Here is a 12,302-nt window from a genome sequence, read left to right as displayed (position 1 = left end):
GCGCAAACACTCAAAGCTAGACTTCCTCAGCCCAGTCGACTTTGAGCAAGGCTTAATGGGCTAAGCAAACCGTCCGGGAAACTGGGGGAAGCCCAGTCCAACCTTAACCCCAGTAACGCGAGCACAAGGCTAGGTATTGTCTTTGGTAGGAGCGGATGGCGCCCCTTTCTTGACCGACTCAATACCAGCGTCTCGCGCAGAAGAAGATGAGTAGGGTTCGCTGGTACCAAGCACCTCGCCATTTGCTCCAGCAAGAGTGAAGTACGGCTTCTGCGATAAAGAGGTCAATCGCCGGTACTTGGAATCATACGAAGCATTTAACTTCACGGACGCAATGCCTTCTTGGGCGCTTTGCTTGGTGGTGTAACGCTCACTTGTTAGCATCACCTCATGATTGTCTCCGCGCAAGTTGAACATGTATTGATTGACGGAGCGCTTCAGGTCGAAGTAAGCCACTTAATTCCTTTCAAGGAGGTAAAAACGGATCTGAAATCGGGCCCTATTGGCGGCAGGTGAATGTCTCCATGTCAGGTTATCAGACGTCCTGATCATCAGAAGGCCTCGGCCCTGTGGGATTTGCACAAATGGGGGATGTTTACTGCGGGGGTAGCCACTTTGCTACGGCCAGCTTGCGCCGCTCGACGCTGATGAAGTTACATGGTCCAAGAATTAACGAGTCATAGATCGACTCACGCGAGCGTGCATCTGGGATGTTCACCCGCGCACGCACTGTCAATGTCCCGCGCTCTACATCGGTGGACTTGCGCACCACGCTGAAAAAGCCCATCCGTGTGATCAGCCACATGCCGCTGCCCCCTGCGGTTTGCCAATGCCCAACAGCTGCCGCTGCGCTGCCCAATCCATCGGGAATGGCACCGAAGTGACCAGCTTGGTCGCATTGAGATCGATTGGATGGTCACCCCGTTCAAAGGCCTGCACGATGTCGGGCGCAAGCAGCGCCACGTTGATCACCCGGCTGACGTAGCGCGCACTCAGCCCTTCCTGCTCGGCGATGGCTTCGATCGACCGGCCACCGGTGGTGAGCATCTTCATCCATGCCTTGCCACGCGTCATCAAGCTCACCAGACCCGGATCGGGTCTGCGCGATGGCTGTTTCACCGGCTCATCGTTGCCAATGACCAGGCGCACCGCCATGCCGCTGCGTTTGCGCTCCAGCGGGAGCTCAATGGTGGTCTGCCGGGGTTCAACGCCGACCTTCTGCAATCCACACCCCACCAGATCCAGCGTGATGCGCAGGCACGCCGGGGCCACTTCCACCCGGCTCACGCACGACCGCAGGTGGATCACATCCTGCGCCGGCTGAGCACCGGGTGGAGATGCAGAAGGATGGCCAGGCGCGCCTTGCTGCAACGCCTGCTGTAGCCGCTGGGCCTGTTTGAGCACGTGGTCTGCCTGTTGGGCATTGGCCCACCCCGTTGCACTGATCACCTGCTGGGACTTGGCGGCCCAATTCACAATCGCCTTGGACACCTCGCGCTCGATGTCGGCGGCGGGCAAGCGGATTGTTTCGCCGGGATCATCAGCCCGGGTGATGTAGTAGCGGTAGCGCTTGTTGCGCTTGGTGGTGTGGGCGGGGATCAGCCGGCGGCCTGTCTCGTCGAACAGCTTGCCGCTGAGCAGGCTCGGGCTCTGGGCACGGATTTGCACCTTGTGTCCTTGACGGTTGTTTTCCAAGCGCTCCTGCACCTGGGTCCACAGGTCGATGCTTACAAGGGCGGGGTGTTGCCCGCGATGATTTTGTCCGTGGTGGTGGATCAAGCCAGCGTAGATGGGGTTGCTGAGGATGCGGTGCAGGTGGCCTTGGCTGAAATGTTTGTGACCCCCATAGCCTGCGCGCTTGTTCGGACGCTCGGGCGTGAGCCACCCCCGCGCCTGCACCTCGATGCTCAGCCTGCGAATGCAATTGAGCTGCAGGTATAGGCGGTACATCTCGAGAATACGGTCGGCATGGATGGGTTCACGCTCCAGCGTGCGGCCCACGGCGCAATAGCCGGCCGGCGGCACGCCACCCATCCACATGCCCTTGCGCCTGGACGCAGCGATCTTGTCGCGGATGCGCTCACCGGTCACCTCGCGCTCGAACTGGGCAAAGGACAGCAGCACATTCAAGGTGAGCCGCCCCATGGAGGTGGTGGTGTTGAACTGCTGGGTGACCGAGACGAACGAGACCCCCTTGGTATCGAACAGATCCACGAGCTTGGCGAAGTCGGCCAGCGACCGCGTCAGGCGGTCCACCTTGTAGACCACGATCACCTTGACCTGCCCCGCCTCGATGTCTGCGATCAGGCGCTTGAGGGCGGGCCGCTCGACGTTGCCTCCTGAGAAGCCACCGTCGTCGTACTCGGTGGGCAGGGGTGCCCAGCCCAGGCCCTTCTGACTCAACACAAAGGCCTCACACGCTTCGCGCTGGGCGTGTAATGAGTTGAAGTCCTGCTCCAGCCCTTCTTCTGAGGATTTGCGGGTGTAGATCGCACACGCCAGTGAGGGCGTGGGATGGTTGGAATGCGTGGGATGGGCAACCTGTGCGCCTGCGGCACTGCTCGGCATATTGGAGGCCATCAGCTTTCGACCTTCTGTTTCGTTGAGGATTTGATGCCGAAGAAAATCGGACCAGACCAATGGGTGCCGGTGATGGCCCGGGCGACTGCGCTCAGGCTCCTGTAGGTCTTGCCGCCGTACTCAAGGCCGTGGGAGAGCACCAGCACCTCGTGGGTCGCACCGTGCCATTCGCGCAGCAAACGGGTGCCCGGGCGCAGGGCTTGGGCGGCCTGATTGGACGTGGGGCGTGAGTGCGCGGGCGCTTGAAGGCCATGGGTCTTGCACTGGGCATCGAACTGAGCCTGCCAAGCCAGCACGCCGCGCAGCAGACCGATGTGCAACCGGATGGGTGGATCGGACTGAAATGCGCTTTGCCAGCGCGAGGTCAGCAACGTCCGATCAGAGCAAAGCAAATCGTCCAGGGCGTTCATGAGCGTGCTGCCTCAACCGTACCGGCGCGGCTGTGTATCCGGTAAACGCGCACGCCCTCCTCCACTTGGCCCTGAACATCCAGACCCAATCGCTTTCGCAGGGCGCCGCTGAGGGCGCCGCGCACGGTGTGGGCCTGCCACCCGGTGAGCGCCATCATCTGGACCATGGAAGCACCCGAAGGCTTCACCAGCATTTCGATCAGCTGGGCCTGCTTGGTCTGTGCGCGCAGCGCTGGGGCCGCGGATGCGACAGTGGGCACAAGCGGGGCGCAGGACTGACGGGATGCCGTGCCTGCAGCCCGTGGAGTGCGTGCGGCGCCCTTGGTACGGACGGCTTCAGCCCGAGGTGGTTTTGGAGCGGTGCTTGATGCGGATACACAGCGTTTGCGTGCGGTGGGTTTGGGTGCAGCGGTTTTGCGGGGTGCAGCGACGGACTTGGGAGGGTTCGAGGTGACCCGCAGCGTCTGGGTTTTGGGTGCTGGTTTGGATTTCGAGCGGGGATGAGATTTGACGGAACTGGACGATGCACGTTTCAGTGAGAGGGCTCCTGTGCCGACGTGGCACGGGAGGTAGTGACGCTCTACTGGCGGCACGGCTCAAGTGGTTTTTGCAGTGACCGTGTTGGATGGTCATGAATTGCGAAATCGGCTTGCCATTCGGTCTCGGGCAATGGTGATGATTTCCTGGCGGGTCGTCTCTGACATTTGGCGCATGGGTTGCTTCTTTCAGGTGAGGGAGGCGATGCGGGTCAACATGCGGGACCGGGCTTCGTCAATCTTGTGCGGCGATGTCTTGGCAGACAGTTCGTGCCGAGCCTTCCGTCCCAAAAAGTAGGCGATACGTTCGCCGCTCGCACCGGATGGATGAGGCAAACGGTCGAGGATGCTGTCCGCACGCATGAGTCCACGAGCCGCCAGCAGTGCATCGCTTCGGTGACCTTGTCGCCCAAGGGCATGAACACATGCGTCACGCAGAAGCGCCGCGTCTCGCGCAAATCCGATCTCGAGCTGTTCGCGCAACAAGGCACTGCCCGCGATGCTCGGGCTTCCGTTGTAGCCCTCAACGCTGACAAACACGGAATTTCGCAGCACCGATGTGGTTTACACCAGTTGTGCCGCCGATCCTAAGAGCTCTTCGCCGCTTCGGATAGCCAGGTCTGGAGGCCGTGCACCGGCCGTCATCGACGCCGGGTATTCCCTATCTCTGAAATGTTTGTGCCGTGGGTATATTCAGCCAAAGTCTTCAGTACACACAAATTGTGTTCACTCAAGAGTTGAGTCGTGCAGCGAACTGTCTCACCCCCTCTCTGGGATGTGACCAGCCATAGGAAACCATTGATGAACCACCAAACCTCGACCAACGATGCCCCGCGCATGGACGATATGACCACCTTCGACCAAGTGGCGAAGATCGTGGCTTCCGATGATGAAATCCGCCGCGCGGTGGACGAGGCCGACATACCGTCCTTGCTGGCTGCGCTGGCCATGCTGACGAAGGATTTCGAGTTGATCGGCGAGGACCTGAAGCCGCCTACCCCGGCTATGACCTCCACCATTTCGCCTCAGGGCGGCATGAGCATTGAAGCGCTCACCCGAGCACGCCAGTTGGCCACGCGCAAGATCATCGAGTTTCGCGATGCGGGTAGCCCTTTCCCGGCCGATCCCTCATCCGAGGTACTCGACCGTGTTGTGCGCTTCATCATCAAGCCTGACCAGGACAGCTGCCTACCGCTACTGCGGCACGAACTCAACATTCCGCAGGACGTTGGCGCACCCGGTTGGACGCTGGACAACATCGCTCCTGGTACTGAGTTCAAGGTGGCCGTTATCGGCGCCGGTGTCTCCGGTCTGGCGGCTGCCTACCGACTGCAACAGGCCGGACTGGACTACAGCGTGTTTGAGAAAAACACGGAAGTTGGCGGCGTGTGGTGGGAGAACACCTATCCGGGGTGCCGGCTCGACACGCCGAACTATGCCTACAGTTTGTCTTTCGCTCAGAAACAGGACTGGCCGCAACAGTTTTCGCGTCAGCCCGAGATCCAGAAGTACTTGGCCAGCGTGTCGACCAGAGCCCAGTTGCGCCCGCGCATCCGGTTCGAGACCGAGGTCATCTCCATGGTTTTTGACGAGCCGAGTTCGCTGTGGGTGCTGACCGTGCGCACCGCGGAAGGCCACATCGACGTGATCCGCTTTAACGCCGTGATCACCGCAGTAGGCATCCTGAATCGGCCCAGTATCCCGGACTTCAAGGGCCTTGACAGTTTCGAGGGCAAGGTCGTGCACTCGGCCGCGTGGCCGGAGGGCCTCAATCTCGCAGGTAAGCGGGTGGCTCTCATCGGTACCGGCGCTAGTGCGTTCCAGATCGGCCCGGCAGTGGTGGACGAGGTGAAAAGCCTCACCGTGTTCCAGCGCAATCCTCCATGGATGCTGCCCACGCCAAATTACCACGACGATATCAAGCCGGGGATGATGTGGTTGCTCAAACACATTCCCTATTACGGACGCTGGTTCCGCTTCTGGCAGTTTTGGGTCGCAGTTGAGGGTCGTCTGCCGCTGGTGGAAGCCGAGCCAGATTGGGATCATCCAGTGTCGGTGGGTCGGGCCAATGAACAATTGCGTCAGGAATGCGTTGCGGCTCTGGAGCGCCAGTTCAGCGATCGCCCTGACCTGTTGACCAAAATGACACCGAACTATCCCCCAGGCGGTAAACGCATGTTGCGCGACAACGGGGTGTGGGGCGCAATGCTTCGGAAGCCACACGTGCAGTTGGTGAGCGAATCCATCTCGTCCCTCAAGACCGATGGCATTGCGACACAGGACGGCCAGTTGCACCTGGTCGACGTCATCGTGTGCGCCACTGGATTCAAGTCATCGGACTTCCTGCACCCGATACGAATCGTGGGTCGCGCCGGCCGCGACCTGCACGCATGGTGGCAGGGCGACTGCCGCGCCTACGTCGGCGTCACGGTGCCCGGATTTCCCAACCTGTTCATGACGGGCGGCCCCAATACCGCCGTGGTGGTCAATGGCAGCGCAATATTCTCTTCAGAATGTCAGGTCGAATATTCGCTGAAGGCAATCAAATACGTGATTGATCATCGGTTGGGCGCGCTTGATTGCAAAATGGAACCATTCAATGCGTATAACGAATTTGTAGATAAGGGTAATTTGACCAAGGCCTGGGGTGTCGCACGGACCAGCAGTTGGTACAAGAACGCAGCGGGTCGCGCATCTCAGACCTGGCCATTCGGATTGCTTGATTATTGGACGCTGACTTCGGAGGTCAAATTCGATGATTATGAAAAACTACCCGCAGCTCATTGCTCAGACAAGGCCAAGACATCATGCCTGGCCTAACGCTTTCTTTGTCAATCGACATCCGTTCGATTGACGAGTCTGAGCATCAACTCCATGAATTTGGACCTCTCCTCCGGATTCAATGGATCGAGCAGCCAATCTTGCATCTCCGTCACCACGGGAGTCGCCCGCGCGAGCAGGTCGCGACCTTCTTCGGTCAGGAACAGCACGCGCAGACGGCGGTCGGCGGTCGATGCATCTCGCCTGATCAGGCCGCGGGCTTCCAAGCGGTAAATGACACCTGCCACGGTCGAGGTGTCCAGAGCGACATCGCGCGACAGCGCGCTCTGATCTACCCCAGGCTTGCGCTCAATAGCTGCCAGCGCCGCCCACTGCAAAGGAGTCAGACCAAAGCGCTCTGTCTCCAAGCTGAACTTGGCGACTGCTATCTGGTGAAGCCGACGAAACAGATGGCCAGGGAACAGATGAAGATTGTTCGGGGGCGGCTGAGAATTGGACATTGCGAAAAAGAAAAATCAGTCGGTGTGTAAAGAATCAGAACGTCTCATTTTAGACCGGTCGATTCAAATGACACAAGTATAAAAACGCATGGAGATGAAATTGATTTTTACGCTCAACAGGCATGAAGTGAATCGATGTCGAGTGCAATTGTGGCGTGCTGGCAAAGGATCGCCCTTACTTTATCTGCATGGAGCCAATGGCGTACCGCAGGTGCCCATGTTTCTTGAAAAATTCACCAACGATTGGGATGTACTGGTCCCTGAACACCCAGGATTCGGCGAATCAGATGATCCTGAATGGTTGGAATGCATGGACGATCTGGCCTATTTCTATCTGGATTGGTTAGAAAAATCCGGCATAGAGGGCATGCATGTGGTGGGTAGCTCTCTGGGCGGGTGGTTAGCCATGGAACTTGCTATCCGCCAACCACAGCGTTTTGCCTCGCTCACGCTAGTTGGCAGCGCTGGCCTTGCACCGCCCCCGCCTGGGGTCCAGCACAACATGTTCCGCTGGACGCCAGCGGAACTCGTTTGCAACACCTTTCACGACGACACCTTCGTGCAAGCCGCGCTGGCTGCGCCACATGATGCAAACACTGCCTCCAAAAATCGCCACACAGTCACACGCCTGGGATGGCAACCCCGCCTACACCACCCGATGCTGCACAAGCGCTTGCACCGGCTCACCATGCCTGTGCTCATCGCCTGGGGTGATGAGGACCGGGTGCTGCCAGTTACCCAAGTGCGCGAGTTCCAGCGTCTGCTGCCGCACGCTCAAGTGCGCACCTACCCCGCATGTGGCCACCTTCCGCAGTTCGAGCAACAGGCCGCGTTTACGCATGACCTTTTGCAGTTCCTTCGTTCCGTCTGATTCATCAGGAAAGCGTCACAACCATGCTGGCTGGACAAATCATCAACGGCATCGTCAGCGGTGCCATGTATGCGCTGGTGGCAATCGGCTTCTCACTTGTCATCGGCGTACTCGACAAACTCAACTTCGCTCACCCCGAGGTTTTCATGTTCGGCGGCTTCGCCGCGCTGGTCTCGTTCGCCTACATGCCACTGCCTTTGGCATTCCTGGTGGTGTTCCTAGTGGGGGGCATCATGGGACTGTTCACCGAGTTCATCGCATTCCGTCGTTTCGGCAGCGCAGACGCCAAGATCACCGCCGCGCTGGCCTCGATGGCGCTGGGACTGATCGTCACTGACCTCGTGCACAAGTGGTGGGGTACCGAACCCATGCCGGTCACGCTGCCCCCTGGCTGGCTGCAGAACAGCCAGCAGATCCTCGGCGTGTCGGTGCTGAACCTGCAGTTCGTCATCTTGGGTGTCACGTTCACGCTGATGACTTCGCTGCACCTGGTGCTTCAGCGGACAAGAATGGGTAGACAAATCCGCGCGCTCGCCGAATCGAGCACCTCTGCCTCGCTGCTGGGTATCAACGTCAAGCGCGTCACCCAGTCCGTTTTCTTCATCTCGTCGGCGCTTGCCGCAGTGGGTGGCCTGCTGCTTGCGTTGCGCGGCGGCGCCGCCAGTTCCGACATCGGCCTCACCTTCGGCCTGAAGGCGTTGGCCATCATGGCCATCGGGGGTTTGGGCGACCTGCGCGGTGCCGTGGTCGGGGGACTTCTCATCGGTGTTCTTGAGGCGCTGATGTTCTTGTTTGGGCTCGGTCGCCTTGTCGAAGTTACGGTGTGGGTCGCCATGATCGCCGTCCTCATGTTCCGCCCGGGTGGCCTCTTCGGTGGCGGCATGCACAACCAGGAGCAGCGCGTATGACCCTCGATCATCTTTTCTTCGCAGGGATCAACGTGTTGCTGGCCTGGAGTGTTTACGTTGCACTGCTCACTGGCAGCTTGTCATTCGCGCAGGGCGCCTTCATGGCGATGGGCTGCTATGGCGCAGGCGTGCTCACCGTCAAGTTCGGCTTGCCCTTTCTACCTGCGACGCTGCTGGCCGCCGTGGGTGCAGCCGCCATTGCTGCGGTGATTGGTTACCCCGCGCTTCGCCTGCGCGGCATCTACCTCATTCTCGTCACGCTGGGCATCACCTTCTGCGTGCGCGTGCTGCTGGAGAACGTCGAGTACGTCGGCGGCGTATCGGGCTTCGGCGGAATGATGGGCGCCGATTTGCAGGCCGTGCTTTTCGCCGTGGTGATCGTGGGCGCCCTGTTGTTCTGGCTTTCACGCAGCCCGCTACAACGCATCTTCGACGCTGTTCGCGAGGACGATCGCGTGGCGGCCGCCATAGGGATCAACGTCACGCAGATCCGCCTTCTTGGCTTTGCGGCGGGCGCCGCCATTGCCGCTGTAGCCGGCTCGCTATACGGCCACTACATGAATTTCGTACGACCTGAGAGCTTCGACGTGCTGCTCTCGGTGTACGTGGTGCTCTACGTGGTGCTGGGTGGTGTCAACAACCTGTGGGGCCCGCTGCTAGGTGCCACTGTGATGACTCTGCTGCCGGAGTACTTCCGTGTGCTGGCCGATTGGCGCCCCACCGTGTTCGGCCTTGCCATCCTGATCTTGCTGTTGTTCCGTCCCGAAGGGCTGCTGTCCTTCCGCACACGCACCAGCCGCGCTAAGAAAGCTACCGCCACATGAGCGCCCACCCCGATATTCATTCCCACCCTGTGCTGTCCGTGCGCGGCTTGAGCAAGCACTTCGGCGGCGTGAAGGCCCTTGATGGCATTGATATGCACGTCGCCAACGGCGAGCTGCTAGGCGTCATTGGCCCCAACGGCGCCGGCAAGACCGCGCTCATCAACACCATCACTGGTTTTTATCGCGCCACGGCAGGGCAAATCGAGCTTAAGGGTCGCGAGATCAGCCACTTGCCCATGCACCAGATCGGGCGGCTCGGCATTGGCCGTAGCTTCCAGAATATCCGGCTCTTCAAGCGCATGACGGTTCTGGAAAACGTGCTGGTGGCCTTCAAGGCATTCAGCGGTTCACCGATCCGTTCGTTCTTTCGCGTCGGCACGCCCAAGGCCGACATCGACACGGCCATGCACTGGCTCGAACAGTTGCAACTGGCCGACCGCGCTGACGCCCTCGCCGCCTCGCTTGCATACGGAGATGCGCGACGGCTCGAAATCGCCCGTGCCCTGGCCGGTAGCCCGCACCTTCTTCTGCTGGATGAACCCGCCGCCGGCATGAACGAGGCCGAGACGGAGCAGCTCATACGCGACATCCAGAAGATCCGCAGCCACGTGCCGTCCATCCTGCTGATCGAGCACGACATGGGCCTGATCCGAGCGCTGTCGGATCGCATCGTCGCCATGGACTATGGCAAAAAAATCGCTGAAGGCAGCGCCCTCGCGGTGCTGGAGCATCCCGAGGTGCTGCGCGCCTATCTGGGGACGGAAGAAGAAGAAGAGGAGGTCAGCGTATGAGCCGTGTTCTGCTGTCTGTCGACAACCTGCACGCCAGCTACGGACCCATTCGAGCACTGCGCGGCGTGAGCTTCGAGGTGCGCGAGGGTGAAACGGTGTCTGTCATCGGTGCCAATGGCGCAGGCAAGACCAGCCTGATGCGGGCCATCTCTGGCCTCCTGCCGTTCAAGGAAGGCAAGGCCAGTTTTCTCGACAAGGACATCCACACCACTCAGTCGCACCAATTGGCGCGCATGGGCATGCTGCATGTACCCGAGGGGCGCGGAACACTGCAGACCATGCTTGTCGAAGAGAACCTGCGGCTGGCCTGGGAAATTCGTCCTTCCTCAAGGTCTTTCGAGGACGCAGTCGCGGAGGTGTATGCGCGCTTTCCTCGCCTGAACGAACGCCGCACCCAGAGGGCGGGCAACCTTTCGGGTGGCGAGCAGCAGATGCTGTCGGTGGCACGCGCCATCATCAATCGCCCGCAACTGTTGTTGCTGGACGAACCGTCCATGGGCCTGTCGCCGCGCTTTACCTCCGAGGTGTTCCGCGCATTGCGCGAACTGCGCGACGCGGGTGTCTCCATCCTGCTGGTGGAGCAGAACGTCAGCCGCGCACTGGGTCTGGCGCACCGGGCCATGGTGCTCACGCATGGCGAGTTCACGCTCGAAGGCCCGGCCGCTCAACTCGCGAAAGATCCGCGCGTCATGGCGAGTTACATGGGACACGGCAATGTCGACCCCCTCTGAGGAGACCAGTTCGCTGTTCCAGCTGGAGGGGCATCGTTGCGTGGTCACGGGTGCGGCCAGCGGTATCGGTCGCGCCATGGCGCATGCCCTGCTGAGGCACGGCGCCGAAGTGCTGCTGGTGGACCGCAACGCCTCAGCGCTGGCGGATGTGCTCGGAGCCACACCAATTTCGCAGCGGGAGCGCGCGCACAGCGGAGTCTGCGACATCACTGATGCATCGCACTTCCAGCGCTTGGTCGATGGTTTTGGCGCGCTCGACGCCTTGTTTGCGAACGCGGGCGTCAGTGGTGGCGCTGGCTTCGGCACCCAGGCGGGCCGCGAGAGTGGCGTACTCGCGGCACAAGCAATGGATCACTGGCGCCGTGTAATGGACATCAACTTGTACGGCACCGCCACCTGCCTGCAGGCGGTGCTGCCCGCGCTGATGAAGAACAAAAATCAGGGCGGTGGCCGCATCGTGGTCACCGCCTCAGTGGCAGGTGTGCAGGCCGAGCCCTTCGTGTCTTACGCCTACGCAATGGCAAAGACCGCCGTTGTGCGGCTGGTGCAGCAAGCCGCGCTTGAACTCGCACCGCATGGCATCACCGTCAACGCCGTCGCGCCCGGCTTCATCAAAACCGGCATTGGCAACGGCCGCCTGCACGATGACGACGTGGCCATCGGACTTGTGCCGCATATCCCGCTCGGCCGCCTTGGCGAGGCCGCGGATCTTCAGGGCTTGACCGTGTTTCTTGCTTCGCGCGCCAGCGCCTACATCACTGGTGCCGTCATTCCCGTGGACGGCGGCTACCTCTTGAACCAGAAGGAACCTTCCCCGTGCTGAAAGAACAACTCCAAGGCAAGACTGCCATCGTCACCGGCGCAGCTTCCGGCATCGGCGCAGCGACCGCGCTGCGCCTGGCGCAGTACGGCATGAACGTGGTGCTAGCGGACATCAAGCCCGAGCCGCTCAACGAGTACGCCGGACAGCTCAAGGCCCAGGGCCTGAGCGTCGCAGCCATCGCAACCGACGTTTCTGACGAAACATCCATCGTGGCCATGGCCGATTTCGCCGAGGAAGAGTTCGACAACATCCACCTCGCCTTCAACAACGCCGGCATTGCCATGCACGGCACACCCATGCACCAGATGCCCATGCAGGACTGGCAGTGGGTGATCGATGTAAACATCCGCAGCATCGCCTACAGCATCCACCATCTGCTGCCGCGCATGCTACGTCATGGCCAGCCAGGCTACTTCATCAACACGGCATCCATTGGCGGTCTGCAGGTGAACCCCAAATGGCTCACCGGCGCGTATTCCATGACCAAGTACGCCGTGGTCGCCATGAGTGAAGGCTTGGCACAGGAAAACAAAGACAGTGACATTCG

The 12,302-nt window shown here is 60.5% G+C and carries 15 protein-coding genes; 8 read left to right on the top strand and 7 right to left on the bottom strand.

Annotated elements, in window-relative coordinates; translation table 11 throughout:
• Positions 1 to 129 precede the first annotated feature (129 nt).
• The 6 genes from ACN4F8_RS03445 to ACN4F8_RS03420 all read right to left on the bottom strand — a co-directional run bounded on the left by ACN4F8_RS03445 (position 130) and on the right by ACN4F8_RS03420 (position 4,066).
• Positions 130 to 417: a YegP family protein gene (locus ACN4F8_RS03445; RefSeq protein ID WP_419472318.1), complete on the bottom strand. Its 288-nt coding sequence runs from the start codon at positions 415 to 417 to the stop codon at positions 130 to 132.
• A gap of 178 nt (positions 418 to 595) precedes the next feature.
• Complete coding sequence (locus ACN4F8_RS03440) at positions 596 to 805, bottom strand: hypothetical protein (protein ID WP_419472317.1); 210 nt, start codon at positions 803 to 805, stop codon at positions 596 to 598.
• The gene (locus tag ACN4F8_RS03435) at positions 796 to 2,580 is read right to left on the bottom strand and encodes a recombinase family protein (RefSeq protein ID WP_419472316.1); all 1,785 of its coding nucleotides are present in this window, start codon (positions 2,578 to 2,580) and stop codon (positions 796 to 798) included. The genes ACN4F8_RS03440 and ACN4F8_RS03435 overlap by 10 nt, the downstream gene beginning before the upstream one ends.
• A complete protein-coding gene (locus tag ACN4F8_RS03430) occupies positions 2,580 to 2,990 on the bottom strand; it encodes a DUF2924 domain-containing protein (RefSeq protein ID WP_419472315.1) in 411 nt (136 codons plus the stop codon). Before ACN4F8_RS03430 ends, ACN4F8_RS03435 begins: the two co-directional genes overlap by 1 nt.
• Positions 2,987 to 3,250, bottom strand: coding sequence for a DUF3489 domain-containing protein (locus ACN4F8_RS03425; RefSeq protein ID WP_419472314.1), 264 nt, complete (start codon positions 3,248 to 3,250; stop codon positions 2,987 to 2,989). Before ACN4F8_RS03425 ends, ACN4F8_RS03430 begins: the two co-directional genes overlap by 4 nt.
• 465 nt (positions 3,251 to 3,715) lie before the next feature.
• Entirely contained in the window at positions 3,716 to 4,066 is a 351-nt protein-coding gene (locus tag ACN4F8_RS03420) for a hypothetical protein (protein WP_419472313.1), read from the bottom strand.
• 261 nt (positions 4,067 to 4,327) lie between these two features.
• Here ACN4F8_RS03420 and ACN4F8_RS03415 point away from each other — a divergent pair, with 261 nt between their 5' ends.
• On the top strand, positions 4,328 to 6,346 hold the full coding sequence (locus tag ACN4F8_RS03415) for a flavin-containing monooxygenase (RefSeq protein ID WP_419472312.1): 2,019 nt from the start codon (positions 4,328 to 4,330) through the stop codon (positions 6,344 to 6,346).
• An 11-nt stretch (positions 6,347 to 6,357) separates the two neighbouring features.
• Here the strand turns inward: ACN4F8_RS03415 and ACN4F8_RS03410 are convergent, their stop codons facing one another.
• A complete protein-coding gene (locus ACN4F8_RS03410; protein WP_419472311.1) occupies positions 6,358 to 6,807 on the bottom strand; it encodes a MarR family winged helix-turn-helix transcriptional regulator in 450 nt (149 codons plus the stop codon).
• 88 nt (positions 6,808 to 6,895) lie between these two features.
• On the opposite strand from ACN4F8_RS03410, the gene ACN4F8_RS03405 reads away from it, so the two are divergent.
• The 7 genes from ACN4F8_RS03405 to ACN4F8_RS03375 form a co-directional block, all read left to right on the top strand.
• Positions 6,896 to 7,678, top strand: a complete 783-nt coding sequence (locus ACN4F8_RS03405) for an alpha/beta fold hydrolase (RefSeq protein WP_419472310.1) — start codon at positions 6,896 to 6,898, stop codon at positions 7,676 to 7,678.
• Positions 7,679 to 7,701: 23 nt separating this feature from the next.
• The gene (locus ACN4F8_RS03400) at positions 7,702 to 8,586 is read left to right on the top strand and encodes a branched-chain amino acid ABC transporter permease (RefSeq protein ID WP_419472309.1); all 885 of its coding nucleotides are present in this window, start codon (positions 7,702 to 7,704) and stop codon (positions 8,584 to 8,586) included.
• Entirely contained in the window at positions 8,583 to 9,410 is an 828-nt protein-coding gene (locus ACN4F8_RS03395; protein ID WP_419472308.1) for a branched-chain amino acid ABC transporter permease, read from the top strand. The genes ACN4F8_RS03400 and ACN4F8_RS03395 overlap by 4 nt, the downstream gene beginning before the upstream one ends.
• Complete coding sequence (locus tag ACN4F8_RS03390; RefSeq protein WP_419472307.1) at positions 9,407 to 10,201, top strand: ABC transporter ATP-binding protein; 795 nt, start codon at positions 9,407 to 9,409, stop codon at positions 10,199 to 10,201. Before ACN4F8_RS03395 ends, ACN4F8_RS03390 begins: the two co-directional genes overlap by 4 nt.
• Entirely contained in the window at positions 10,198 to 10,932 is a 735-nt protein-coding gene (locus tag ACN4F8_RS03385; protein ID WP_419472306.1) for an ABC transporter ATP-binding protein, read from the top strand. Before ACN4F8_RS03390 ends, ACN4F8_RS03385 begins: the two co-directional genes overlap by 4 nt.
• Entirely contained in the window at positions 10,916 to 11,755 is an 840-nt protein-coding gene (locus tag ACN4F8_RS03380; protein WP_419472305.1) for an SDR family NAD(P)-dependent oxidoreductase, read from the top strand. The genes ACN4F8_RS03385 and ACN4F8_RS03380 overlap by 17 nt, the downstream gene beginning before the upstream one ends.
• A partial coding sequence (locus ACN4F8_RS03375) for an SDR family oxidoreductase (RefSeq protein WP_419472304.1) occupies positions 11,749 to 12,302 on the top strand: 554 nt, incomplete at its 3' end. The genes ACN4F8_RS03380 and ACN4F8_RS03375, both read left to right, overlap by 7 nt.

Origin of the sequence: Hydrogenophaga sp., assembly GCF_048549895.1 — a bacterium.
Taxonomy (GTDB): Bacteria; Pseudomonadota; Gammaproteobacteria; order Burkholderiales; family Burkholderiaceae_C; genus Hydrogenophaga.
Note: the sequence above shows the minus strand (reverse complement) of the source record. Positions and strands in the feature narration are given on the sequence as shown.

Bases quoted from the DNA above. Each gene is read 5' to 3' on its own strand.
- ACN4F8_RS03445 (WP_419472318.1), bottom strand. From the start codon at position 417: ATGTTCAACTTGCGCGGAGACAATCATGAGGTGATGCTAACAAGTGAG.
- ACN4F8_RS03440 (WP_419472317.1), bottom strand. From the start codon at position 805: ATGTGGCTGATCACACGGATGGGCTTTTTCAGCGTGGTGCGCAAGTCC.
- ACN4F8_RS03435 (WP_419472316.1), bottom strand. From the start codon at position 2,580: ATGGCCTCCAATATGCCGAGCAGTGCCGCAGGCGCACAGGTTGCCCAT.
- ACN4F8_RS03430 (WP_419472315.1), bottom strand. From the start codon at position 2,990: ATGAACGCCCTGGACGATTTGCTTTGCTCTGATCGGACGTTGCTGACC.
- ACN4F8_RS03415 (WP_419472312.1), top strand. From the start codon at position 4,328: ATGAACCACCAAACCTCGACCAACGATGCCCCGCGCATGGACGATATG.
- ACN4F8_RS03410 (WP_419472311.1), bottom strand. From the start codon at position 6,807: ATGTCCAATTCTCAGCCGCCCCCGAACAATCTTCATCTGTTCCCTGGC.
- ACN4F8_RS03405 (WP_419472310.1), top strand. From the start codon at position 6,896: ATGGAGATGAAATTGATTTTTACGCTCAACAGGCATGAAGTGAATCGA.
- ACN4F8_RS03400 (WP_419472309.1), top strand. From the start codon at position 7,702: ATGCTGGCTGGACAAATCATCAACGGCATCGTCAGCGGTGCCATGTAT.
- ACN4F8_RS03395 (WP_419472308.1), top strand. From the start codon at position 8,583: ATGACCCTCGATCATCTTTTCTTCGCAGGGATCAACGTGTTGCTGGCC.
- ACN4F8_RS03390 (WP_419472307.1), top strand. From the start codon at position 9,407: ATGAGCGCCCACCCCGATATTCATTCCCACCCTGTGCTGTCCGTGCGC.
- ACN4F8_RS03385 (WP_419472306.1), top strand. From the start codon at position 10,198: ATGAGCCGTGTTCTGCTGTCTGTCGACAACCTGCACGCCAGCTACGGA.
- ACN4F8_RS03380 (WP_419472305.1), top strand. From the start codon at position 10,916: ATGTCGACCCCCTCTGAGGAGACCAGTTCGCTGTTCCAGCTGGAGGGG.